Below are 25001 nucleotides of genomic sequence, written 5' to 3' on the forward strand. Positions count from 1 at the left end.
AAAGCCATGAGCGCCGAAGTCATCGCGATCGAAACCATCGGCTGGGCCGCGGCGGTGCTGATCCTCGTCGCTTATGTCCTGCTCTCGCTCGGCAAGCTCGAAGCGCGCGGCTACGTCTACCAGTGGATGAACGTGATCGGCGCCGCCGGCTTCGTCATCAACTCGGGATATAATGGCGCCATCCCCTCGGCCGTCCTCAACGTCGTCTGGGCCGGGATCGGTCTCTTCACGCTCACGGTTGTGTGGCGCGCGCGCAAGGCGCCGCTCGCTCACTGAGCGCGGGCGGCCTCGGCATTCCACGCGGCCACCTTCGCGCGCGTGTCGGCCAGCATCCTGTCCAGCGCCGCGCGATCCTGAACCTCGCCGCGCAACACCACCGCATCGATCGCGCGGGTCGCGGCAATATCCGTCAACGGATTACGCGTCAGGAGGACCAGATCGGCGGCCATGCCCGGCCTGATCGCGCCATAGCGGTCGAGCCAGCCGAACCAGGCCGGCCCCGCGCGCGTCGCGGAGGCGAGCGCCTGCGCCGGAGTCAGGCCCTTTTGTACAAAGAGTTCGATCTCGTCGTGGAGCCCGAATCCCGGATAGTTGAAGCTGTTGAGAAAGCCCGCATCGGTTCCCGCCATGATCGGCACGCCCGCCTCGACCAGCATCGGCAGGATCGTCGCGATATCCTCGATCTGCTTGTGCCGCGCGGCGATTCCGGCCGCATCGGCCTTCGCCGCACGCTCGATGCGCCAATCATAGGTCTTGCGCAGCTTCGGCCCGATATAGGCCAGCCCCTCGTCCTTCGAATGATCGCCCTGATCGAGGTAGGCGAGGATGCGGCTGCCGTTCAGCGTCGGGGTCACCGACACACCCTTCGCGACAAAGCGGCGATAGGCCGCCATCGCCGTGTCGCGGTCGAACCCCGCATCGAGCCGGCGGTTCGCCTCGGCACGGTCGATACGCCCCGCCGCGAAATCGGCGGCGATCGCGGCCTCGTCCTTCGCGCCCGCATTATAGGCATAATCGAGATGCTCGATCGAACTGATCCCCGCATCGACCGCCTGATCGACCGTCAGCGCCATCGGGATATGCCCCGACGTCCGGATGCCGAGCGCCCTTGCTCGCCGCAGGGCATACAGGAACAGCTCGGGCTTCAGCGTATTGTCGGTGATCTTCACGAAATCGACCTTGTCGCGCTGTTGCAATCGCGCGAGCGCGGCATCGACATCGGCCTCGCTGCCGACCTCGATCGTCCCCTTCCACACCGGCGCGATCCCTTCGATCTTCGCGCCGGACGTCAGCAGGCGCGGCCCGAACAGGCTGCCCTTTGCGATCGCGCTGCGCCACGCCAGCACCTGATCGGCAAGGTCGCCCGAACAGTCGCGGATCGTCGTGATGCCATTCGCGACATAGAGTGGAAGCAGCGCCTTATTCTCGTCGATCAACTCGGGCCCGCCGCCGAAATGGACATGCATATCCCACAGACCGGGGATCAGATATCGCCCCCTCGCCTCGACCGTTCGCCGCGCGCGCCAGTCTTTCGCGATGGCTGCGTCGGCGCCGACGGCGACGATATCGGCGCCGCGCAGAACGACCGCCTGCCCGGCAACGGTCCTGGCCGCTTCGACATCGACGATCGTGACATGGCGAATGATGACATCGCCCTGCGCCGGCGCCGCATATGCAGGCACCGCGAAAAGCGAGAAAGCGACAGCAAGTGCTGCAAACAGGTGTTTCATGGGCGACCCTTTTTCCAAACCGGCGAATTCTTAGCCCCGGTCTGGCAGGTACAACAAGAGCGGTGACGGGGCGGCGGACCGGCGGCCCGCGCCCCGACCCATAGTCGCCCTGCCACGCCTACCGCGGCATGGATGCGATCCGGTCCCGGAACTGACGGCGGCCGTAGGCGATCAGCGCCGCGGTGATCGGCGCGACGACGAGCGCGGTGATGGCGATCGAGACATTGAGCTTGCTCTCATCCTGGATCAGATAGTCGCTCATGAACGCCGGCACGATCGGTCCGAGCGCGGTCCCCAGGATCCCCGTGGTTAACAGGAACACCGCGCCAAGCTGCGCGCGCAGATTGTGCGGCGCGACCATCTGGATCGCGGCGGGAATCAGCACCGGGTTGAACCCGCCCATGAATTTGATCGGCCAGATCAGGACCGCCATCATCGTCGCATTAGGCATGATCGGCATCAACGCGCCGAAGATTCCCAATCCGATCGCCCCAAACATCGCCAGCGAAAGACAGGCATCGGACCGCCCGCGCTTGATCAGGCGGCTGGTGTACCAGCCCGCGAAGACCATCCCCGCCGGCCCGGCCGTCAACGAAGCCAGACCGTTGACCCGCCCCGCCTCATCGGCGTGCCAGCCGTACATGCGGATGAACAGTTCGGGATACCAGGCATCGAGGTAACTCAGGATCGACAGCATCCCCGCGCCCAGAAACAGGGCGACCGACATGCGTGGCCATGCCGAAAGAAAGCGGGCGATTTCGGCGAACGACAGCGATTTCTTCTCTTCGGCGTTCAGCGGCTTCTTGCGTTCCGGCTCGCGGAGCGTCGCGACCCACAGCGCTACGACGATGCCCGGAGGCCCCACGACGAGGAACACGGCGTGCCACGACCGAAAGGTGCCAAGCAGCGGAATATCGACATAGGGCGTCACCTCGAGCGCGCTGACGACCATGCCGCCGATGATAAGCGCCAACCCGGCACCGATGAAGATGCCGAGCGAATAGATGCTCATCGCGCGCGGCAGGCGCGAATCGTCGAAACGGTCGCGCAGCATCGAATAGGCCGACGGCGACAGCGTCGCCTCGCCCACGCCGACCATGATCCGCGCGGCCATCAGGCCCGGAAAGGTCCGGGCAAAAGCACAGGCGCCGGTCGCCATCGTCCACACCGCGATTCCCGAAGCGATCACCCATTTGCGGGGATAGCGGTCCGCCAGCCATCCCATGGGGAGCGCCATGACGGTATAGAACAGCGCAAACGCGCCGCCGGTCAGCATCGCAAACTGGGTATCGGTGATCTGAAGGTCGGCCTTGATCGGCCCGACCATCAGCGTCAGGATCTGGCGATCCAGAAAAGACAGCGTGTAGGCGACCATCAGGACGATGGCGGTATACCAGCCGTAACGGTAATCGCCCGCAGCCGGCGTTTGTTCCTCGGTTTTCATCGTTCCACTCCCGATCCAAGCCTTGCGGCTATGGCGACTCCAGGTCGAGACACACATATTTAATTTCGAGATAATCCTCGGTCCCGTGCCGCGACCCTTCGCGGCCAAGGCCCGACGCCTTCACTCCGCCAAACGGGGCGAGTTCGGTGGAAACGAGGCCGGTGTTTACCCCGACGATTCCCGATTCGATGCGCTCCGCGATCCGCCACACGCGGCTGACATTCCGCGTGAAGACATAGGCAGCAAGACCGAATTCGGAGCGATTGACCGCCTCGATCACCTCCTCCTCGGTCGCAAACCGGACAACCGGGGCCAGCGGGCCGAACGCCTCTTCTTCAAGGGCCAGCATGCCCTCGCGCATCCCCGTCAGGACCGTCGGTTCGAAAAAGCAGCCGCCGCGCGCATCGCGCTGTCCGCCGGTCGCGACATGCGCGCCCTTGCCGACCGCATCGGCGATCAACCGTTCGACCTTTTCGACCGCCTTCTCCTCGATCAGGGGTCCGATCTCGACGCCTTCTTCGCTCCCCGACCCGACGCGCAGACGCGATGCCGCCGCGACGAATCGCGCGACGAAGTCGTCGTGGACGGCATCCTGCACATAGATGCGATTGGCGCATACGCAGGTCTGTCCGGCGTTGCGGAACTTGCTGTCGATCGCGCCTTTCACGGCGGCGTCGATGTCCGCGTCGTCCATGACGATGAACGGGGCGTTCCCACCGAGTTCGAGGCTGAGCTTCTTGATGCTCGGCGCCGACTGGGCATAGAGCATCGCACCAATCCGGGTCGAACCAGTAAAGCTGAGCTTGCGGACGACGGGATTGGCGCAAAGTTCGCCGCCGATGGCGGCGGCATCACTGCCGGTGACGACGTTCAGAACACCGGCCGGAACGCCCGCCTGTTCGGCGAGCGCCGCGAGCGCCAGTGCGGTAAGCGGCGTCTGCTGCGCGGGTTTGACGACGACGGTACAGCCGACCGCCAGCGCCGGGCCGATCTTGCGGGTGATCATCGCGGCGGGAAAATTCCACGGCGTGATTGCCGCGACCACGCCGATCGGCTGCCGCATCACCAGGATCCGGTTGTCGGACTTGGGTCCCGGAACAAGGTCGCCATAGACGCGCTTCGCCTCTTCGCCGAACCATTCGATGAACGAGGCGGCATAGGCGATTTCGCCGCGCGCTTCGGCCAGCGGCTTGCCCTGTTCGGCGGTCAGCAGCTCGGCAAGCGCGTCCTGCTGATCCATGATCGCTTCATAATAGCGGCGCAGGATCGCCGCGCGTTCCTTGCCAGTCAGCGCCGACCAGGACGGCAGCGCGGCGTTCGCGGCATCGATCGCGCGTCGGGTCTCTGCGACCCCGAAATCGGGAACCCGGCCGATCACCGCACCGCTCGCGGGATCGGTGATCGGAAGCCATTGCTCTCCCGCCAGCCACTCCCCGCCAATCAGGCAAGCCTCGCGTTGCAGCGTGGCCATTATTCGGCGGCGCCAAGCCGCATGATCTTGTGGTCGCCCGTCGCCAGCGCGATATTCTTGGTCTCCATATAGAAGTCGAAGCTCCAGTCCCCCCCGTCGCGACCGATGCCGCTGGCCTTCACGCCGCCAAAGGGGGTCGGAAGATGGCGGACATTCTCGCTGTTGACCCAGATCATCCCGGCTTCGAGCCGGTTCGACACGCGCAGCGCGCGGCCGAGATCGCGCGTCCAGACATAGCCGGCGAGGCCGTAGTCGACGGCGTTGGCCTTTGCGATGGCGTCCTCTTCATCGTCGAAGGCGATCGCGGTCAGCACCGGACCGAAAATTTCCTCCTGCGCGATCCGCATCGACATGTCCGCGCCGGTATAAAGCGTCGGCTCGAAGAAAAATCCCGGTCCATCGACTGGCGCGCCGCCGGCCGCGATCGTCGCACCGCCCGCCGTCGCAATGGCCGCATAGCTGGACACCTTGTCCAGATGCCGCTGGTGAATCAGCGGGCCGACTTCGGTGGCCGGATCGAACGGATCCCCGACCTTCAGCTTGCGAACCCGCTCGACCAGTTTTTCGATGAAGCGGTCGTGGATCGACCGCTGGACCAAGACACGCGACGACGAGGTACAGCGCTGGCCGTTGAGCGAATAGATCATGAACACGACGGCATCGAGCGCGCGATCGAGATCGGCATCCTCGAACACGATCACCGGGTTCTTGCCCCCCAGTTCGAAATGCACGCGCTTCAGCGTTTCGGACCCCTGCCGCATGATCGCACTGCCGGTCTTGCTTTCGCCGACAAAGGCCACCGCCTTGATGCCCGGATGTTCGGTCAGGCGGCGCCCGGTGGTTTCGCCCAGACCGTTGATCGAGTTGAAGACGCCGGCGGGAAGCCCCGCCTCGGTCGCGATCTCGACCAGCAGGCGCGCAGAATAGGGCGACCATTCGGCCGGCTTGTGGACCACACTGCACCCAGCGGCCAGCGCGGGCGCGATCTTCCAGGTCGACAGCATGAAGGGCGTGTTCCACGGCGTGATCACCGCGACGGGGCCAATGGGATAGCGCGTCGTCAGGTTCATATGCCCTGCGGTGGGCAGCGACTGTCCGTCGTTCGCACCGGGCGCGCGGTCGGCGAAAAACCGAAAATTCTCTGCGCCGCGCAGCGCCGCCTTCGACATGAAACGCCAGGCCTGCCCGGCGTCGAGACACTCGACCGCGGCGATTTCATCGGCGCGCGCCACAATGAGGTCGGCGATCTTGTGGAGCACCGCCTTGCGCTCATCACCGGGCGTCCGCGACCAGCGCGCGAAGCCTTCCTCGGCCGCTGCGACCGCCGCATTCAGTTCGGCCTCGGTCGCGTCGCGAACCTCGCCCAGCGTCTCGCCGGTCGCGGGGTCGGATACCGGAAACAGGCTTCCCGAACCATCGACCGGGCACCCGGCAATGTGATGACCAAGCGGGCGATCCCGAAAGCCGGAGGTTGATTTCAGGGCCAATTCACGGCGATTCGAGGGCATGCGGGACTCCCGTTAATTTGTTATCGTGTTAAGTATATAGCTGGATCGGGCCGCGCGTCAAACGTCTTTCTGACCCCTTGCCCATCGGCAGCTCGGGTTGACATTTATCGTGTTAAGTATCATGCCGCGACGACAGTTCCACCGCGAGAGGGCATCATGTTTGCAGGCACCGCCTATTGCACCGCGCTGAACGATCGCCGGCAACTGGAGGCGCTCGACCCGGCGCTCCACCAGCCGCCCTATGCGAATCCGCCGCAGGCGCCCGTGCTCTATATCAAGTCCGGCCATTGTGTCGTCGCCAGCGGTTCGACCGTGTCGCTCCCTGATCCGACAGATATTCTGGCGGTGGGCGCAACCATCGCACTGCAATGGACGGCGAGCGGCCCGACGACGGCCCGGCTGGCGCTCGATCTCGCGGTCCCGCACGAGAGTTTCTATCGCCCGGCCATCGGCGAACTCACTCGCGACGGTCTTCTTCCCGTCGGCGCAGCCGCCCCGCGGCCTGACGCGCTCGACACGCTGGAGATCGTCACCGAAATCAACGGCACGGCGGTTCATCACTGGAATCTGTCGTATCTGGTGCGCGGTATCGATCGGCTGATCGCCGATGTGACCACTTTCATGAGCTTACTGCCCGGCGACATGCTGCTTGTCGGTACCGCCGGCGACCGGCCGACCGCAAAGCGGGGAGATCACGTCAGGGTATCCGCCGCCGGCTTCGCGCCGGTCGAGGCCGTGATTTCGGGCAGCAACATGCAGGCAGGTCACGCATGAAACACGTCCGTCTGGTCCATGCCGGCCGCGAACAATGGGGTGTTGTCGCCGATGATGGCGCCACCGTCCGCCTCGCGTCCGGGAAAGCCGTCGCGTGGGACGAGGCAACCCTGCTGCCACCGGTAACGCCGGGTGCGCGGATTTTCGCCCTCGGCCTCAACTATGCCGATCATTCGGCCGAACTCGGGTTCAAGGCGCCCGACAAGCCGCTGGTGTTCCTGAAGGGCGTCAATACCCTCGTCGCCCATGGCGGCACGTCGTATCGCCCGCGCGACGCGCACCAGATGCACCCCGAATGCGAACTCGTCGCTATCATCGGCCAGACGGCGCGCAACGTGGCCGAAGCGGACGCGCTGTCCTGTGTCGGCGGCTATACGATTGCCTGCGATTATGCCGTGCGCGAATATCTGGAAAACTATTATCGCCCCAACCTGCGCGTCAAGAATCGCGACGCCCTGACGCCGCTCGGCCCCTGGGTGGTCGATGCCGCCGACATCGCGGATCCGCAAGCGCTCAAGCTGTCGACCACGATCAACGGCGTCGAAGTGCAGACGGGCTCGACGGCCGCGATGGTGTTTCCGATCGCGCGCCTGATCGCCTATCTGTCGGAGATGCTGACGCTCGAACCCGGTGACATGATTCTGACCGGCACGCCGCACGGCGTCGCCTTCGTCGATGAGGACGACGAAGTCATCTGCGACGTCGAATCGATCGGCCGGCTGGTCAATCGCGTGGAACTGTTGCCATGAGCCTGTACCAGCTTTCGAAACTGTTGTTCGAACTGAACCGCGACACGGCGATCCAGGCCGAATTCACCGCCGACGCGGGGTCGGTCGTCGCGCGATACGACCTCGACGACGAAGAGCGGCGGGCCATCCTCGACGCCGATATCGGGCTGCTCTACGTCCTCGGGGTGAACGGCCAGATATTGATGCATTTCGCCGCGTTCAAACAGATCGCGTGGGCCGACTATCTGCAACTTATGCGCGACGGCGTGCGCGACCACGGCCCGGTCCGGGCGGGCGTCTATGCGATGACCACGGGTCTCGACGAAAAGGTAGCGGGCGTATGACCTTGGTATTCACAGGAATCTGCAGCCACGGCCCCGGCATTACCGGTCGCGCCGACCTGGCCCCGCCCGACCTGCGCGATCCCTTTTTCGCCGCCTATGGCGCGATGCGCGACGCCTTGCACGCGGCCCGTCCCGACGCGGTGATCATCGTCGCGGCCGAACATTTCGCCAATTTCTTCATGAACAACATGCCCAGCTTCGCGATCGGCATGGCCGACGGCTATGAAGGACCGATCGAAGACCCGGACTGGCTGAAGATTCCGCGGCGGCGCGTCCGCGGCGATGCCGCGCTGTCGCAGCGAATCGTGGCCGAAGTCCAGCAGAGCGTCGATGTCGCCTATGCCGAGGAGTGGAAGTTCGACCATGGCATCATGGTGCCGCTGAGTTTCCTCGATCCCGACAACCGGCTCACGATCATTCCCGCGAACATCAATTGCCAGGGTCCGCCGCTGGCTCCGCTGGCGCGCGCCTATGCCTTTGGCGAGGCGCTGCGCCGCGCCGCGGACAAGGTGCCGGAACGCATCGCGCTGATCGGCACCGGCGGTATTTCGCACTGGCCGGCCACCCCCGACAGCGGGCGGATCAACGAGGAATGGGATCGCGAATTCCTGCGCCGCTGGTCGCTCAACGACAAGGCGCAATTGCTCGACTACACCGACGCGCAAACCTATGCCGACGCCGGACAGGGCGGGTTTGAAATCCGCACGCTGATCGCGGCCGCCGCTGCGGCGCGCGGGCCCGGCACCGTCCATTTCTTTGCGCCGATCCCGATCTTCAGCACCGGCTGCTTCGTCGCGACGGCGGAGATCGCCTGATGGCCCACGCAACCGTGGAATGGACCGATAATCTGGAGGGACGGTTCGACCTGCCCGGCCTGCTGTCGCTGATCGCGGCGGAGATGCGCGAAAGGTCGGGCGGGGTTTTTCCCGTCGGCGGCATTCGCGTCCGCGCCATCCGCCTCCATGACTATGTGATTGCCGACGGTGCGGGCGCCGACGACGCCTTCATCAACATCGACATCAAGATGGGGGTTGGCCGCGACGCCGCGTTCAAACAGGCCTTCTTCACCCAGATGTTCGACGCGGTGAAGGCGCATCTTGGCGACCTGTTCGACCGGCAGCCGCTCGCGCTGTCGCTCTATGTCGAGGAAAGCGAAGGCTGGAAGCATAATTCGATCCACAAGCGCCTCGGCGCCAAGGCCTGAAGGCAGTATATGACATTGCAACCCGAACAGATCGACGCGCTGGCGGCCGAACTCGACGCGGCCGAGCGCGCCCGCACCCAGATCTCGCAATTCTCGCTTCGCCATCCCGACATGACGATCGAGGATGCCTATGCCGTCCAGCGCGCATGGACGCGCCGCAAGCTGGCGGACGGGCGCCAGGCCATCGGCCACAAGATCGGCCTGACCAGCCGTGCGATGCAGCGGTCGTCGAACATCGACGAACCCGATTACGGCCTGCTGCTCGACGATATGCTGTTTCCCGACGGGCGGGATATTCCCATCGGCCGCTTCATCGTGCCGCGCGTCGAGGTTGAGCTGGCGTTCCGGCTCAAGCACCGGCTGTCGGGTCCCGACTGCACGATTTTCGACGTGCTCGACGCCACCGACTATATCGTCCCGGCGATCGAGATCATCGACGCCCGGATCGAACAGATCGACAAGGCGAGCGGCGTCACGCGCAAGGTTTTCGACACCATATCTGACAATGCCGCGAACGCCGGGCTTGTCCTCGGCGGCCGACCGGTGCGGCCGATGGACGTCGACCTGCGCTGGGTGTCGGCCCTGATATTCCGCAACGGCGTGATCGAGGATTCGGGGGTAGCAGCGGCGGTGCTGGGTCATCCCGCCCACGGCCCTGCGTGGCTCGCCAACAAGCTGCATCCCTATGGCGAGACACTGGAACCCGGCGAGATCATCCTCGGCGGCAGCTTTACCGCGCCGGTCCCGGCCAAGGCGGGTGACAGCTTCCACGTCGATTTCGGGCCGCTAGGCACCATTTCGGTGCGCTTCGCATGAGCGACTTTCTGCAGTGGATCGATGCAGGGCGACCGCGCGCGATGCTGGGCCTGTGGCAAGCACTCGCCACGCCCTATACCGCCGAAATCTGCGCTCGCGCCGGGTTCGACTGGCTGTTGTTCGACGGCGAACATGCCCCCAACACGGCGCAGACGCTGCTCGCGCAGCTACAGGCCGTCACGCCCTTTCCGCTGCACCCGATCGCGCGCGTTCCGATCGGCGATCCGGTACATATCAAACAATATCTCGACATCGGCTTTTCCACGCTGCTCGTGCCCATGGTCGACAGCGCGAATCAGGCCAGGGCGATCGTCGCAGCCTCGCGCTTCCCGCCCCGCGGCACCCGCGGCGTCGCCAGCGCCACCAGCCGCGCCTCGGGATTCGGCAGCGACGCCAACTATCTGAAGGACGCGCACGACCGCGTCGGCATCATCGCGCAGATCGAAAGCGGCGCCGCGCTGGAGCAGGTCGAGGCCATAGCTGCGGTCGAGGGCATCGACGGATTGTTCGTCGGCCCCGCCGACCTTGCAGCCTCGCTCGGCCACCTCGGCAATCCGCGCCATCCCGACGTGCAGGCGGCGATCGAAAGCGCCCGGCTTGCCATTGCCGCCGCTGGCAAACCGGCAGGCATTTTCGCCCTCGACGCCGACGACGCAAGGCATCGCGCGGAGCAGGGGTTCACCTTCATTTCGATCGGCACCGACATCGGTTTGCTCGCAAAAGGCGCGGCCGCACTGCTCGATAGCTGTTCAGCGTAACGCGGCGCCCCGCCGCCTCAAGGAAACAGAATCATGTCAGACCAGGAATTTCCGCTCTTCATCGGCGGCAAGGCCGTGCCCGGCACCGGCAGCTTTGCCGTCATCGATCCCGCGACGGGCGAGGCCTTTGCCGAATGCGCGCTTGCATCGACCGACCAGCTTGACGAGGCCGTCGACGCCGCACGCGCCGCGTTCCCCGCATGGGCGGCGATGCCGATAGAAGACCGCGCCGCGCGCCTGCTTGCGATCGCCGACGCGATCGAAAGTCGGCAAGGCGAACTCGCAGCGCTGCTCTCGCGCGAACAGGGCAAGCCGCGGAAATCGGCGATGGGCGAAATCGGCGGCACGCTTTACTGGATCCGCGCGACCGCCGCGCTCCGTCCCGCCATCGAGCGGGTCGGCGGATCCGAAGGCCCGATCGTCGAACTCCATCGTCGTCCGCTCGGCGTCGTCGGGTCGATCACCCCGTGGAATTTCCCGGTCATGATCGCGATCTGGCACGTCATCCCGGCACTGCTCGCGGGGAACAGCGTCGTCATCAAGCCGTCGCCCAATACGCCGCTCACCACATTGCGCGTCGTCGCGATCGCCAACGAGCATCTGTCCGCCGGGGTCTTCAACGCCGTGACCGGCGATGTCGAAATCGGCGGCGCCATGTCGCGGCACCCGGGGATAGACAAGATCGTCTTCACCGGGTCGACCCCCACCGGCCGCGCGATCATGCGCGAAGGCGCCGCGAACCTGAAACGCCTGACGCTCGAACTCGGGGGGAACGATGCGGCCATCGTGCTTCCCGACGCCGACGTGGACGCGATCGCGCCGCGGATTTTCGCTGCGGCATTCGGCAACAGCGGACAGGTCTGCGCCGCGATCAAGCGACTATATGTCCACGAGTCAGTCCATGATGCCCTCGCCGCCCGACTGGCGGAGATGGCTGCCGCCGCCACGGTCGGGGCCGGCGACGATCCGGACAGCCAGTTCGGGCCGCTGCAGAACCGCAAACAGTTCGACTATGTCGCCGCGCTCGCCGACGATGCGCGCGCCGCCGGAGGTCGCTTCCTCACCGGCGGCACAGCCACTACAGGGCCCGGCTATTTCTTTCCGCTGTCGGTCCTTGTCGATGTTACCGACGGCGTGCGCGCGGTCGACGAGGAACAATTCGGGCCGATCCTGCCGATCGTCCGCTATCACGATCCCGAAGACGCGCTCGCACGCGCCAATGCCAACGACAATGGCCTGGGCGGTTCGGTGTGGTCATCGGATGTCGAACGCGCCGCCGCCTTGGCGCAGCGGCTGCAATGCGGCAGCGTCTGGGTGAACGATCATTCGACGATTTCGCCGACGATCCCCTTTGGCGGTGCCAAGCAGTCGGGAATCGGCGTCGAATTCGGCCAGCACGGCCTTGACGAATATACCCAGTTGCAGACGGTACGCATTCCCCGCTGACCGATGTAGACTGGCAACCATCCGTCGCATTGTTGCAGGAGGCTCGGCTTCGCGCGCCACAAGGTCGCCTTGCCCAAATCGCATTTGTATCGTATAGCAATATTCAGTCTCATAATACGAGACAAGAGGAGAGATCATGTTTGCCGACCTGAGCGATGCACCGCCCGATCCGATCCTGGGAATGGCCCAGTTGTTCGCCGCCGACCCCGACCCCCGCAAGGTCGATCTGGGCATCGGCGTGTACAAGGATGACAAGGGCGATGTGATCGTCCTCGACACGGTCAAGAAGGCCGAGCAGTGGCTGGTCGAGACGCAGGCGAGCAAGCGCTACCTCTCCTCCGCCGGCAACCCCGAGTATAACGACCGCATTCGCGCGCTGCTGCTTCCCGAAGGATCCGATGCCCATGCGCGCGCCCGGACGATCCAGACGCCGGGCGGCACCGGCGCGCTGCGCGTCGCGGGCGATTTCATCCATCGCCTGCGCCCCGGTGGCCGCATATTCCTCCCCGATCCGACCTGGGCGAACCACCCGGCGCTGTTCAAGGCGGCCGGCGTCGAGATCGTGACTTATCCCTATTACGACGTCGAAACCGGACGCCTGCGCTTCGATGACATGATCGCGGCGCTCGGCGCGCTGACGGCCAACGACACGCTTCTCGTCCATGGCTGCTGCCACAATCCGTCGGGCACCGATCCCGACACGGACCAGTGGAACGCGATTGCCGACGTCCTTGCCAAAACCGGCGCGATGCCGCTCGTCGACCTCGCCTATCTGGGTTTCGGCGACGGGCTGGAGGAAGATCGCGCTGGCATCAACATCCTCGCGGCCAAATTGCCGCAGATGATCGTCGCGAGCTCTTGTTCCAAGAATTTCGCGCTCTATCGCGAACGCACGGGTGCGCTGACGCTGGTCGGCGGTACGCCCAAGCAGGGCGAGGCGGCCGTCGGGCACCTGCTTCCCGTCGTGCGCGCCAACTATTCGATGCCGCCCGATCATGGCGCGGCGATCGTTGCGCATATCCTTGGCGACGCGGCGCTGCGCGGCGAATGGGAGATCGAGCTGACCGGAATGCGCACCCGCATTCAGGATGTCCGCCGCAAGCTGGTCGAAGCACTCGACGGGCGCGGCGGCCGCGATTTTTCCTATCTGGCTGGTCAGAATGGCATGTTCGCGCTGCTCGGCCTTCCGGTCAGCGCCGTGCACAGGCTGCGCGACACCTGGCATATCTACGCCACCGATTCGGGTCGTGCGAACCTGGCTGGCCTGACGATGGACAATGTCGAACATGTCGCCGAGGCGTTCGCAAGCGTCAGCCAGGGCGGTTGAAGGCTTGCCTTTTGCCGCCCGATGATCCCATGCTGCGCCATGTCGGACGGGCGGGTTAGGCACGCATGAACGCAAAAGGCGACGAGCAGTCGGGATCGGTAAAAAGCGTCGAGGTGGCCGTCCAGATTCTCGACGCGCTGACCGAGGCGACCGGCCCCGTCCGCGTCACCGACCTCGCCCGCGACCTCGGCATGACCAAGGCGCGCGTCTCGCGCCATCTGCAAACCCTGTCGATGCTGAAGCTCGTCGAGCGCGCGCCCGCGGGCAGCGGCTACGTGTTCGGCCGCAAGCTGATGAAATACGGCCGCGCGGCAGTGTACCGCAGCAACATCGTCGAGTTGGCGCAGCCCTATCTTCGCCGGATGCGCGACGAAACGGGGCATACGGCGGTACAGACGCTGCCGACGCGCGACGGATCGCTTGTCGTTGCGGCGATGCCGAACGAGTTCGAACCCGGCGTCGCGATCCGGCTCGGCACCCTGCTCGCGTTTCCTCAATCTCCATCGGCCCGCCTCGGCCGCTTTTTCGAGGGGAGCCGCTTTGCATCGGCGGTGCTCGAGGCGAATCTCGTTCGCTTCGGCCTCGATTTCGAGGTTGATGTCCACGGCAATGGCCTCGGCGGAATCGCCGCCCCGATTTTCGAGGCCGATGGCAGCCTTGCGACAACCGTCGGCCTCGTGCTGTCGTCGGCGCTCGTCGATCCCGAACCGGCGGCCGCGCTGATCGCGCAGGTATCGAGTGCGGCCGCCGCGATCCAGGCCCGCTACGCCGAAGGCGCCACGTCGCCGCTGATGCCGGTCGCCTGACCGGCGCGCATCACGCTTCGGCGGAGATCGTGAAATTGCCCGATCGGGACCGGATCCATTCCTCGCCCGGCGTCTGGGTCCAGCCCACCGGGTCGCTTCCCTCCGCCACCAGCTTGACCTGACGCGCCAGCAACCGGCGCAGCATCGCGATGCCGGCATCGCTGCTGGCAAGATGCTCCTCCGAATGGAACGCGATCTCGCCCTGGCTGGTCTGCGCCTCCCAGTCGCCGGGAAAGCGCTGCCGCTCGTCCTCGGTCATCTCGCGCCAGTCCTTGCCGCCCGGCTTGGACCGGATCGCTCCCAGATCGGTTCCGGGGGCTGCGCGCGCGACATTATAGACCAGATAATGGGTCGAATCGATCGGTACGACAAAGCCGATACCTTCCGTCGGCCCCATCGCCAGCCGCGGGCTTGGGACCACGCGAACATTGGGTAGCAACGCCTCGGTCACGCGCCGCAGCTTGCTGCCGTCGCCGAGGTCGCGCACCTGTTCGGACCGCACGCCCTGTTCGAACGCCTCGAACTGCACGTCAGGTTTTACACCCATTTCGGCGACAAATTGAATTCCGCTGAAAGACTGGTGCAAGACGGGGACATGAAACGGATCGACGACATTGTCGAAATGCTGCAACCAGTTACACGGAGCAATACCATAGCCGCCCGACCCGAGATTGCTGTCGTCGGCAACGATGACTTCGCCGTCTTGCAAATTTTCCAGCAATTCGTATCGCGGCAGCAACGGCTTCTTGTCTGGCGGCCCCATATAGGCAAAGATCAGACCATAACGCTCTTCGACCGGATACCAGGGCTGACGAATGCGATCGCGAACCTTGCACCCGTTATCCGGCTCCATCGGCATATCGACGCACCGGCCTTCGACGTCGAACATCCAGCCATGATAGCAGCACCGGATGCCCTGTTCTTCGCCGCGACCATAAAAAAGGTCGGCGCCGCGATGCATGCAGCGCGCATGAACAAGGCCGGGCCGCCCTGCCCCGTCGCGAAACAGGACCAGGTCCTCCGACAAGATACGGACGCGCCGCGGCGTCGCCGTCGCATCGGCGATCAACCCCACCGGATGCCAGAAGCGCCGCAGATATTCGCCCATCGGCGTGCCCCGCTCGACCAGCGTCAATTCTTCCCGAAAATGCGGCTTGCGCCCGCTATAACTATACCCGTCCACGCATCCCACTCCCACATTTCCTCGCGACTCTGCGCCCGTCGACGGGCCGTCGCAATCACTAATAACATATCATGTTAAATTATTTCGCTCTGTCAATCGATCTTTCCCCGGCGCGGCGCATATTCGCGCTTGAACCGCGGCGAGCATCGTCATATAGATAACTTGTTAAATGATTTGGGAGTCTCCGCGCCATCTCGTGACGGTGATTGCCCGCGAAAATGGAGAAGATGCACGTGAGCCAATATGCCCCCCAGGAACGGACCGGCGGCGCGGCGCTGGTCGCCCAGTTGATGGAAGAAGGCGTTCGCGACATCTTCGGCATCCCCGGCATCCAGCTCGACTGGGCGGTCGAGGCGATCCGCCAGCAGGGCGAAAAGCTGCGGCTCATCGTTCCCCGCCACGAACAGGCGACCTCCTACATGGCCGACGGCTATGCGCGGACCACCGGGCGCGAGGGGGTCTGCATGGTGGTTCCGGGGCCGGGCATGCTGAATGCCCTGTCGGGAATCTCGACCGCCTATGCCTGCAATTCGCCGGTTCTGTTCATCGTCGGCCATATTCCCTCCGACACGATCGGCAAGGGCTATGGCATGCTCCACGAACTGCCCGACCAGTCGGGCATCCTCAAGAGCCTGACCAAATGGCACGGCATCGCACGCTCCGCCGAGGAGATTCCGGCCCTGGTGAACGAGGCGTTCAAACAGCTTCGTTCGGGCCGGCCGCGTCCGGTCGCGATTGAACTGCCGACCGACCTGCTGGAGGCCAGGGGAGTGTGCGCCTTGTTGCCGGCGGCGCCCGCCGCGCCGACCGCGCCCAATGACGCCCTGATCCGACAGGCGGCCGACCTGCTGGTGAATGCTCGTTTTCCCGTCCTGTACGTCGGCGGCGGCGTCGTCGCGGCGCAGGCGGGCGATGCGGCAAAGGCGCTGGCCGAGAAGATCCAGGCCCCCCTCGTCACCAGCGAAAACGGTCGCGGCGCGGTCGATGACCGCCACCCGCTCGCTCTGACCGCGCTGGGACGGCGCGCCGTCCTGCCCCACGCCGACGTCATCCTCGTCGCGGGCAGCCGCTTTCTCGATGGCCATGGCACGCCGATTCAGGCGTCCGAAAACGCGCGTTACATCTATCTCAACGTCGAATCCAACGATGTCGGCGCCCCGCGCCGGGAAGGTCTGGCCGTGGCGGGCGATGCCCGGGTCGGTCTCGAAGCCCTTCTCGCCGCACTGCCCGCGGACCTCCAGCGTGAACCGATCGCCGATCGCGTCGCGCTCGTCAAAGCCTGGTCATCCGCGCAGACGGACGCCATCCAGCCGCAAACAGACTATGTCGCCGCGATGCGTTCGACGATGGCCGACGACGATATTCTCGTCAGCGAACTGACGCAGGTGGGCTATTTCTCGAACATCGGTTTCCCCGTTTATGGCCCCCACAGCTTCATCACCCCCGGCTATCAGGGCACGCTGGGCTATGGGTTCAACACTGCGCTGGGCGCCGCGCACGGCAACCCCGACCGTCGTGTCGTCTCGATCAACGGCGACGGCGGTTTCGGCTGGGGATTGCAGGAACTGGCGACGGTGGCTCGCGATCAGGTCAATCTGTCGATCGTGGTTTTCGTCGACGGCTTCTTCGGCAACGTCCGCCGTATCCAGAAGCGCGTCTTCGGGCACGAGATCGGGGTCCAGCTCGTCAATCCGGACTTCGAACATCTCGGCCGCGCTTACGGCCTGCCGACGCATTCGGTCGACTCGCCCGCCGGGCTTCGGGATGCGCTCGAAACGGCAAAACAGCGCGGCGGACCAGCCCTGATTCAGGTCTCGGTCGGCGAGATGCCTAGCCCGTGGGCCTTGATCCATCCGTTCGTGCCGTCGCCCACGCCGGTGCCGCCCAACCCGCTCGGCGAACCCTGAGCGGATCGGGTCTCGCGGCGCGGTCAGCTTTCGTCGGGAGCGAACGGCGCCAGGGCTTCGCGAAAGGCCACAAGTTCGGAAAGCAGGTTCGTCAGCCGCTCGCGACCGAACGCCTGCGCATAATGATTGATCAGGACCAGCGTATGCGCCGCCGTCTCGTCGATCGCGGCGCGGCCCGTCGCCGTGATCTCGATGATCGAACGCCGGCGATCCTTCGCGTCGAGCTGACGATGGGTCAGCCCGCGGTCGCCCAATTCCTTGAGAATGCGGGTCAGGCTGGGCCCGTGGAGCATCGCCCGGGTTGCCAGAGTCGCGATGTCGAGCGGCCCCTCATCCGACAGCACGCGCAATACGCGCCATTGCTGCTCAGTGAAATTCGCCGCACGCAGCAGCGGCCGGATCGGCGCCATCGTTGCTTCGCGGGCGGCCAGTAAAGATCCCGCGATGGAATCGCGATACGGTGATAGCTTCCGTGGTTTCCTCATCATGATAAGTATATGGCCGAATCCGGGCAAAGGGCAATGTATTAAGCCCCGATTCGGACATTAAAACGCGACGAAAACGCCCGGCCTGGCCACTCAGGACGGCGCGACGACGCGATTGCGCAGCACGCCTATTCCCCCGACTTCCAGTTCGACGACATCGCCGTCGGAAAGGAAGGTCAGGCTTTCATATCCGCAGCCGTCGCCGACTGTTCCCATGGCGATCAGGTCGCCGGGATGCAGTGTTTCGTCACGCGAAATATAGGCGATGGTCCCCGCGATCGAATGCTGGCCACCGCCCGATATCGTGCGGACCTTTTCCTCGCCATTGACCCGCGCGATCATCACCATGTCTTCGGGGTCGACGATTTCGTCTGCGGTCACGATGCACGGACCAATCGCGTTGCCGGTGTCGAAATCCTTGCCTTTCGCAGGGCCGAAACGAAACTGGGTTTCGCGCGACTGGATATCGCGCGCGCTGAAGTCGTTGAATATCGTGTAACCGAAGACCGCGCCCAGCGCATTGTCCGGCGTCAGGTCCTTCGCCGGGCCGCCGATGACCACGGCCAGTTCCAGCTCATAGTCCATCAGCCGCGCCGAGCGTGGCCGAACGACGTCGGCGTCGGGGCCGACCACCGTCATCGGGTTGCCCTTGTAATAGAGCGGCTGCTCGAACCAGACCGGCGGGATTTCGAACAGTCCCGCGGCGCGAAACGTCTCGAGCGTCGCGGCCGGATCGGCGGTCGCGTTGGCGCGCAACTGCATCGCGGCGGCAATCGCCTGACGCACATGCTTTTCATAATTGCCGCAATCGCGGATCTGCGTCGGCCGCGGCAGCGGCGCCAGCAGCCGGACGTCCGCCAGCGCATGAACGTCCTCGTCGCGGGCGGCCTCCATCAACCGGGCGATCCGGGCCAGCCCCGCCTTACCCGCCGTGATGACGGCCAACATGTCGCCGAGCGCTTCGCCGTCGCGCGCCGTCGCGGCCATGATATCGAACACGCGATCTTCCGCAATCAGTGCGCCCGGCCGTGGAGCGCCCTGTCCGTGGGCGAATGTCACCAGCTTCATTGCATCCCTCCCGCTCCGCGCATCTGGTCCAGCAGAATCGCCGGATCGGCCGGCAATGCATCGCCGCGCCACGCCACGTGCAGGTCGGGCCGCGACAGCAACAGCGCGTGGCGAAAGACCTGCGTTCGCTCGTCGGGCGCGATATCGACGACCGTCAGCGGCACGCCGGCCTGCCGCGCCGCCGCGACCAGTGGCTCGACATCGATCGCGGGGTCGAACCGCAGCAAGCTATAGTCCGGCCCGAAATCGTCATAGGCCGACCGGCCGCCGCGCCGCCAGAAATGGGGCGTGCGGCATCCCGGAACGGTCGACGGTTCGAACCCCGCCATCGAATAGCCCGGATGCGCTTCGCCATCATATTCGATGATCGGCGATTCCGGATAGAAATAGCCGAAGTTCAGGCCGCCGCAGCAATATTGCTGGACGTTGAGCGCATAGACCTGTTCGCCCAACGCCGCGCGCGCAGCCGCGCCTTCGGCACCGTCATCCTCGATCGCGCTGGGCACTTCCCGCCGATGCGCCATGGCGCTGAGGGCGTGATTCATCGCGAAATGCGATACCTGCTCGGTAATCGGCAACCGTTCAGCTTCATAGGCATCGAGCAGGTGATCCCCGCCCCAGCCGTTCAGCGTCGCCGCCAGCAACCACGACAGGTTCATCGCATCGGCGATCCCGGCATTCATCCCATAGCCGGCATAGGGCACCCACAGATGGGCACTGTCGCCACAGATGAACATGCGTCGGTCGCGAAACTTGTCGGCAACCAGCCGGCGTCCGATCCAGTCCTCGTTGCTGATCACCTCATAGTCGAAATCGCCGCCGACCCCCAGGATGGTCCGGATCGCGGCGTCGCGGTCGATCGCGTCGAAATCCTCCTCATGCTCATAGAGATAGCAGTGGATCAGCCAATGCTCCTTGCCGTCGATCGCGACCGTATTGCCCGACCGACGGGGGTTGAGCGACAAGTTCATCCAGCCGGGGCGACCCTGCAACAGACCAAGCAGCTTCGGCGCGCGGATATAGGTCGACTGCACACGCTGCACGACCGGATCGCCCGACAGCTTCGCGCCGATCAGGTTGCGCACCAGCGACCGCCCGCCATCGCAGCCGAGCAGATAGTCGGCCGTTGTCGTCCGCGTCTCGCCGGTATCGATGTTGCGATAGACGGCCGATACGCCGGTCTCGTCCTGCGTCGCCTCGACCAGTTCGGTACGGTTGTGGATCGTGATCAGCGGATGCGCGGCAGCATGGGCGAACAGGATCGGCTCGAGGAATATCTGGTTGATCCGGTGCGGTGGCTCCGGCGTCGGCCAGGCCGTATCCGGACCTTCGAAATCCGTACCGCGTTCGGCGCGCGCGGGGATCGGGATGCGCGTGATTTCATGTCCCTGCGTCACCGAGGTGCGATAGACGCAGTCGTTCGGATAGTCGGCGGGAAGCCCGGCGTTGCGTACATCGTCGGCGATGCCCAGCCGGCGGAACGCCTCCATGGTGCGCGCGGCGACATGGTTGCACTTGACACTCGGCGGCTCGCCAGCGCTCCGGCGCTCGACAATCGTCGACCGAATACCGCGACGGGCGAGGTCGAGCGCCAGCGTCATGCCGACCGGCCCGGCGCCAGAGATGAAGACGGAAGGCGCGCTCATTGCCACGCCACGAATGCGCAGGAGGATCCGGTCCCGCCTTCGGTGCGGTAGAGCGGCTGATAGCCGACGACCGACATTTTCAGCCCGGCTTCGCGCATCGCGGCCGAGGTCGCGATCCAGCTCTTGCATTCGGACGTTCCGGCCATCAGCTCGGCCTGCGGGATGGCGCAAAGCGCCTCCTGGTCGTCGCGTTCGAGCGCGTCCAGGAACCAGCGATCCCATTGCTCATCGACGACAAAGTGCGTGAGCCCGCCGGTGGTCAGCACCGCGACGCGCGCGTCGCTGTCCCACGCCGCGATCGCCCTCGCGACCGCTCCGCCGAAATCATAACAGCGCGCCGCAGTCGGGCTGTTGTCGTAATACCAGCAATTCACATCGACCGGGACGTTCGGCTTGATCCGGTCACGCAACAGGTTCTTGTACAAGAACCCATAAGCATGCGGCAGGCCGTACAGCAGCGACTTGTCGTTCCGTACGGTCGGCTTTTCGTGGCACAAGGTGACGTCGAACCCTTCCTGACCGACGACATGGCGCGCGATATGCTGGCCCAGCGCCCGGTGGCCGGGGAAGTTGACCTGCGCGTCAGGCAGATGCCCATGGTCGGAAATTTCGATGCCGACCGGCAACCGTCCATTCTGCTCGGCGGTCCGCGGCAGATTGGGCAGTTCGTCGGCGGCGACGACGGCAAAGGCCGGAACGATTTCCGAAAAAAATTCATTCTGGTCGTTGCCGATCATCACCACGATGTCGGGATCGACCTCGGCAAAGCGAGCGTGGAGGCGGTCGATCGCATCGAAGCTCGCCTCCAGCGCCGCGCGGCGGGTGCCGAGGTCGAGCTTGTCGGCGAGCCGTTCATCCGCCCGTTCCGCCTCCAGCTCGGCATATTTCAGCTTGCGCCCATGAAACCAGAGCGGGATTCCGTCCGTCCGGTCCCGCGCCGCGCGGATGTCCCAATCCTCCGCCAGCGTGTGCAGTTGCGGCGTGTGCGCGCAACCGATCCCAAGCACGATCTCGGCCAATCCGTCCTCCCGTTCCGTTCGCTATCGACTGTCGTCAGGGCATCATCGTGATGCGGTTCGACAGACGGCCAAGGCCCTCGACCTCCACATCGGTCAGCTTGCCGTCGTAAAGGTTCAGATAGGTGCCGATGTTGCCGCGCGGATGTTTTTCGGTGCCCTTCGACGCCGTGCCCGTGTGAATGCAGTCGCCCACTTCCATCGTGAACCACTTGCTGGCTTCGGAAATCACGCGCTCGACCGGGAAGAAGTAATTGGCCGTGCTGTCGTCGGCATAGCATTCGCCGTCGATATAGCCGCGGACACGCAGCGCGTTGGGATCGGGAATCTCGTCCTTGGTCGTCAGCCAGGGCCCCATCGCGGCAAAGGTATCGGCACCCTTCGACTTGCTGTGATAGATGAACAGCAGATAGGTATCCTCGCCCTCGAACTTCGGCCGCCAGGCAAGATGATGCGGCTTGATGACCTCGGGCCGCTGCTTGAGCGCAATCGAGTCCTGCGAAAATTTAACCCCGCTCGCGGTGACGTCGTTGGTCAGGGTGTAACCGAAAACATAGTCGAGCGCCTTTTCGGGCGGCACATTCTTCGCCGTCTTGCCAAAGACGACGACCGGCTCGGGCTCGGGGATCGACTGGCCGTGATCCTTCAGCAATTCGATATTCTTGTTGTGCCCGGTCAGCGCCGAACGCCCTTTGGTAAAGAACATCGGCGCCGTCATCGGTTTGACCGCATATTGATTGAGGTTGTTGTTGTTGACCGCACAGCCCAGGATCTTCGAGGGGCGCGGGTTCGGCGCCATCCAGTCGGCGTTGGTCAGATCGATCAGCGGCCGCGCGCCTGCACGCGCCGCGTCGATCGCCGCGGCGGCGGCATCAAGCCCCGCATTGCCCGCCTCGATCAGGTCTTCCATCCACGCATAATCCAGCGCGACGGCATGATCGTCATCGACGCGGGCAATGACCGTTGGCCGGCCTTCGATCCGGATGGTTCCCAATTTCATTGTGCAATCCTCTCTTCGTTACGTTCGGTCGGATGTGTCAGATGGTCTGTTCGGCATCCTCGGCGATCATGCCCATCGCGACCTGATATTCGCGCTTCACGGCCTCGGGCTGCCCGATCTGGTGTTGATAGTCGGGCCGGTTCAGCCGGTAGGCGAGCGAATCGCCCAGGGCCCGGCTCTCCTCCAGCGTCATCGAACTGGTGAACAATTCACGATGCTTGATCGGCAACTCGACACAGCGATTGACTTCGGCATCGCGGATGAGCCCCTTGGGGTCGCGGCCTTCCTCGACGTCCTTCATCGCCTTTTCGAAGGCACGCCGCATCATGACGATACCAAAATCGCTCTGACCCAGATGCTCCTGCGTGCGGTCGGCGATTACCCCCTGCCCTGCCCAGGCGACGATGTCCTGGTTCAGCACATGGCTGATGATCCAGTTTCCGTCGGCATCCTTCACCGGCCCCTTCCACCAGGGCACGCGCGCCTGGACATAGGGTTCGCGCTCGCGCGGAACGCGGTGAAACATCCAGGTGATGCTCAGCGTGTTTTCGTCGTCGACGGGCACCCGCCATTCGATATGATCGCCCAGGAAAAAGGCGTTGGGCCACAGTGCCGTCGCGCCTACCGTCCAATGCTGATTGCTCTTGTCGGTATCCTCGCGCACCCGCTTGTAGATGTGGCCGAACTCGAACTCCTCGAACTTCAGCTCCAGATGGGTGGGCCCATAGTCGCCAGATCCGAACAGCACCGACGACCAGTTGCGATGCATCCATTCGAAATGAACGGGATCACAGCTATTTTCCTGGCACTGGAACCAGTTGCACGGCACGTCCGCGAACACGACCTGGGTAAAGCCATTGTCCCAGGTAAAAGGCTCCCAATTCGGCACGAGGGGCGCGGGGGCGGGACCCATATAGGCCCACAGCATCCCTGCCTTTTCCTCGACTGGATAGGCTTTGGTGCGGATCTTGTCGCGGAAGCGCGCGCGCGGATTGGCGATGTCCTCGAACGGCTGCTCAAGGCACTTTCCCGACGCCGCGAAGCACCATCCATGATAGCTGCAGCGCAGCCCGTCGTCCTCGACAATGCCGTTCAACATATCGGCGCGCCGGTGCGGGCATTGGCGATCGACCAGACCGAAGCTGCCGTCCTTTGCGCAGAAGGCGACCAGGTCTTCGCCGAGCAGGCGCACCGCCATCAAACCGGCCTCGCGCACCTGTGCCGCCGCCGCGAAAGGGTGCCAGTAACGGCGCAGCAGCTCACCCATCGGCGTGCCGGGGCCTACGCGGGTCAACCTTTCGTTCTGCGCCGGACTGGCCATCTTCGTCCCCGATTTTCGTTGATTTGCTGGGGCCGCGCTATCCTTTCGTCTCGACACTCGCAACATAACATGTTAAGAGTTGCGCATGTCGCAACAAACTCCGCTTCCGCCCTACGACCGCGATCTTCGCCGCCAGTCGCCGACCGAGGGGTTGGGCAAGATCGAAGCCGTCGCGACCGCGACCGCGATCATCGACCTGCTCGCCGAACGCGGGGGCAAGGTCGGTGTCCAGGATGTGGCGACGGTGCTGGGGCTCACCAAGTCGCGAGCCTCGCGGCATCTGTCGAACCTCGAACAGCTCGGGCTGGTTCAACGACAGGGCAGCCGCGGCTACGAACTTGGATGGCGACTGGTCCGATGGGGTCATATCGCGGCAAGCCGGTTCGATCTGGGCGCGATGCTCGACGATCTTCTGGTGACGCTTGGACGCGAACTTCAACTCACCGTGCTGCTCTGCACCGCCGCCGATGGCGACGCGGTGGTCCAGCGATCGATCCCCGCGCCACAGGCCATCCATATCGACGTGAAGCCGGGACTGGTGCTCAGCCTGCCGCATTCGCCCACCGCGCGAATCGTCTTCGCCTTTCAGTCGCGCGAACGGCGCGAGGAGCTGCTCGACCATCTGTGCGCCCGCGAAACCGACTTCCGGGTCGAGGACCGCGCCGATTTCATGACGCAGATCGCCGATATCCAGCGCCACTATGTCTGCTGGACTCGGGACAAGTTCAATCTGGGGCATGGCGCGGTCGCTGCGCCGATCTTCGATCGACACCATCATCTGTGCGCGGTCGTGACCGTCATGATCCCGAGCTCGTCGCTCGGCGAGCAGGGGCCGCCGCGGCGGATCATCCAGGCGCTGCTCGATTGCTGCCGGCAATCGTCGCGGCGGCTGAATTCGCGGTTTCGATATCCCGACTATCAGGCGGCCGACTGAAACCCCGAAGGCCGGTCGATCGCGTTTGAAAAGGCAACGGCCCCGCAACATCGCTGTCCGGAGCCGAAACCGTCTCACCAGTGGG

General features: G+C 64.6%; 24 protein-coding genes. 13 read left to right on the plus strand and 11 right to left on the minus strand.

Annotated features, from left to right (window positions below; all coding sequences use genetic code 11):
* Positions 1–6 precede the first annotated feature (6 nt).
* Positions 7–276, plus strand: coding sequence for a hypothetical protein (locus JNM03_RS00650; RefSeq protein ID WP_294033611.1), 270 nt, complete (start codon positions 7–9; stop codon positions 274–276).
* Here JNM03_RS00650 and JNM03_RS00655 read toward each other — a convergent pair.
* The 4 genes from JNM03_RS00655 to hpaE form a co-directional block, all read right to left on the minus strand.
* Positions 270–1730: an amidohydrolase family protein gene (locus tag JNM03_RS00655; protein ID WP_294033612.1), complete on the minus strand. Its 1461-nt coding sequence runs from the start codon at positions 1728–1730 to the stop codon at positions 270–272. The two genes, JNM03_RS00650 and JNM03_RS00655, sit on opposite strands and share 7 nt — an antisense overlap.
* Before the next feature lie 118 nt (positions 1731–1848).
* Positions 1849–3174, minus strand: a complete 1326-nt coding sequence (locus JNM03_RS00660; RefSeq protein WP_294033613.1) for an MFS transporter — start codon at positions 3172–3174, stop codon at positions 1849–1851.
* 28 nt (positions 3175–3202) lie between these two features.
* Positions 3203–4645 (minus strand): NAD-dependent succinate-semialdehyde dehydrogenase, encoded by a 1443-nt coding sequence (locus tag JNM03_RS00665; RefSeq protein ID WP_294033614.1) that lies wholly within the window; start codon positions 4643–4645, stop codon positions 3203–3205.
* Positions 4645–6153, minus strand: a complete 1509-nt coding sequence (gene hpaE / locus JNM03_RS00670; protein ID WP_294033615.1) for a 5-carboxymethyl-2-hydroxymuconate semialdehyde dehydrogenase — start codon at positions 6151–6153, stop codon at positions 4645–4647. The genes JNM03_RS00665 and hpaE overlap by 1 nt, the downstream gene beginning before the upstream one ends.
* A gap of 156 nt (positions 6154–6309) precedes the next feature.
* Here hpaE and JNM03_RS00675 point away from each other — a divergent pair, with 156 nt between their 5' ends.
* The 10 genes from JNM03_RS00675 (at position 6310) to JNM03_RS00720 (ending at position 14356) form a co-directional block, all read left to right on the plus strand.
* Positions 6310–6927, plus strand: coding sequence for a fumarylacetoacetate hydrolase family protein (locus tag JNM03_RS00675; protein ID WP_294033616.1), 618 nt, complete (start codon positions 6310–6312; stop codon positions 6925–6927).
* Entirely contained in the window at positions 6924–7676 is a 753-nt protein-coding gene (locus tag JNM03_RS00680) for a fumarylacetoacetate hydrolase family protein (protein WP_294033617.1), read from the plus strand. Before JNM03_RS00675 ends, JNM03_RS00680 begins: the two co-directional genes overlap by 4 nt.
* Positions 7673–7999 carry an aromatic ring-opening dioxygenase subunit LigA gene (locus tag JNM03_RS00685; protein WP_294033619.1) on the plus strand — a complete coding sequence of 109 codons (327 nt, stop codon included), beginning with the start codon at positions 7673–7675 and terminating at the stop codon, positions 7997–7999. The genes JNM03_RS00680 and JNM03_RS00685 overlap by 4 nt, the downstream gene beginning before the upstream one ends.
* Entirely contained in the window at positions 7996–8814 is an 819-nt protein-coding gene (locus JNM03_RS00690) for an extradiol ring-cleavage dioxygenase (protein WP_294033621.1), read from the plus strand. The genes JNM03_RS00685 and JNM03_RS00690 overlap by 4 nt, the downstream gene beginning before the upstream one ends.
* Positions 8814–9203 (plus strand): 5-carboxymethyl-2-hydroxymuconate isomerase, encoded by a 390-nt coding sequence (locus tag JNM03_RS00695; RefSeq protein ID WP_294033622.1) that lies wholly within the window; start codon positions 8814–8816, stop codon positions 9201–9203. The genes JNM03_RS00690 and JNM03_RS00695 overlap by 1 nt, the downstream gene beginning before the upstream one ends.
* 9 nt (positions 9204–9212) lie before the next feature.
* The gene (gene hpaH / locus JNM03_RS00700) at positions 9213–10019 is read left to right on the plus strand and encodes a 2-oxo-hept-4-ene-1,7-dioate hydratase (protein ID WP_294033624.1); all 807 of its coding nucleotides are present in this window, start codon (positions 9213–9215) and stop codon (positions 10017–10019) included.
* Positions 10016–10777 carry an HpcH/HpaI aldolase/citrate lyase family protein gene (locus JNM03_RS00705; protein ID WP_294033626.1) on the plus strand — a complete coding sequence of 254 codons (762 nt, stop codon included), beginning with the start codon at positions 10016–10018 and terminating at the stop codon, positions 10775–10777. The genes hpaH and JNM03_RS00705 overlap by 4 nt, the downstream gene beginning before the upstream one ends.
* A gap of 33 nt (positions 10778–10810) precedes the next feature.
* Positions 10811–12223, plus strand: coding sequence for an aldehyde dehydrogenase family protein (locus JNM03_RS00710; protein ID WP_294033627.1), 1413 nt, complete (start codon positions 10811–10813; stop codon positions 12221–12223).
* Positions 12224–12359: 136 nt separating this feature from the next.
* On the plus strand, positions 12360–13550 hold the full coding sequence (locus JNM03_RS00715; protein ID WP_294033628.1) for an amino acid aminotransferase: 1191 nt from the start codon (positions 12360–12362) through the stop codon (positions 13548–13550).
* Positions 13551–13615: 65 nt separating this feature from the next.
* Positions 13616–14356 carry a helix-turn-helix domain-containing protein gene (locus tag JNM03_RS00720; protein WP_294033629.1) on the plus strand — a complete coding sequence of 247 codons (741 nt, stop codon included), beginning with the start codon at positions 13616–13618 and terminating at the stop codon, positions 14354–14356.
* Positions 14357–14366: 10 nt separating this feature from the next.
* Here JNM03_RS00720 and JNM03_RS00725 read toward each other — a convergent pair whose 3' ends face one another.
* Positions 14367–15539, minus strand: coding sequence for an aromatic ring-hydroxylating dioxygenase subunit alpha (locus tag JNM03_RS00725; RefSeq protein ID WP_294033631.1), 1173 nt, complete (start codon positions 15537–15539; stop codon positions 14367–14369).
* A 218-nt stretch (positions 15540–15757) separates the two neighbouring features.
* On the opposite strand from JNM03_RS00725, the gene JNM03_RS00730 reads away from it, so the two are divergent.
* Positions 15758–17446, plus strand: coding sequence for a thiamine pyrophosphate-binding protein (locus tag JNM03_RS00730; protein WP_294033633.1), 1689 nt, complete (start codon positions 15758–15760; stop codon positions 17444–17446).
* Between the two features lie 23 nt (positions 17447–17469).
* On the opposite strand, the gene JNM03_RS00735 is transcribed toward JNM03_RS00730, so the two are convergent.
* From JNM03_RS00735 to JNM03_RS00760, 6 genes are all read right to left on the minus strand, one after another.
* Entirely contained in the window at positions 17470–17856 is a 387-nt protein-coding gene (locus tag JNM03_RS00735) for a MarR family transcriptional regulator (RefSeq protein WP_294033635.1), read from the minus strand.
* A gap of 168 nt (positions 17857–18024) precedes the next feature.
* Positions 18025–18999, minus strand: a complete 975-nt coding sequence (locus tag JNM03_RS00740; RefSeq protein ID WP_294033637.1) for a fumarylacetoacetate hydrolase family protein — start codon at positions 18997–18999, stop codon at positions 18025–18027.
* On the minus strand, positions 18996–20645 hold the full coding sequence (locus JNM03_RS00745; protein ID WP_294033639.1) for an FAD-dependent oxidoreductase: 1650 nt from the start codon (positions 20643–20645) through the stop codon (positions 18996–18998). Before JNM03_RS00745 ends, JNM03_RS00740 begins: the two co-directional genes overlap by 4 nt.
* Complete coding sequence (locus tag JNM03_RS00750; protein ID WP_294033641.1) at positions 20642–21664, minus strand: protocatechuate 3,4-dioxygenase; 1023 nt, start codon at positions 21662–21664, stop codon at positions 20642–20644. Before JNM03_RS00750 ends, JNM03_RS00745 begins: the two co-directional genes overlap by 4 nt.
* Before the next feature lie 34 nt (positions 21665–21698).
* Positions 21699–22661, minus strand: a complete 963-nt coding sequence (locus tag JNM03_RS00755) for a fumarylacetoacetate hydrolase family protein (RefSeq protein ID WP_294033643.1) — start codon at positions 22659–22661, stop codon at positions 21699–21701.
* Positions 22662–22698: 37 nt separating this feature from the next.
* Positions 22699–23928: an aromatic ring-hydroxylating dioxygenase subunit alpha gene (locus tag JNM03_RS00760; protein ID WP_294033645.1), complete on the minus strand. Its 1230-nt coding sequence runs from the start codon at positions 23926–23928 to the stop codon at positions 22699–22701.
* A 139-nt stretch (positions 23929–24067) separates the two neighbouring features.
* Between JNM03_RS00760 and JNM03_RS00765 the strand changes: the two genes are divergently transcribed.
* Positions 24068–24916 carry an IclR family transcriptional regulator gene (locus JNM03_RS00765; RefSeq protein ID WP_294033647.1) on the plus strand — a complete coding sequence of 283 codons (849 nt, stop codon included), beginning with the start codon at positions 24068–24070 and terminating at the stop codon, positions 24914–24916.
* The last annotated feature ends 85 nt before the right edge of the window (positions 24917–25001 follow it).

The organism is Sphingopyxis sp., assembly GCF_016793825.1.
GTDB lineage: Bacteria > Pseudomonadota > Alphaproteobacteria > Sphingomonadales > Sphingomonadaceae > Sphingopyxis.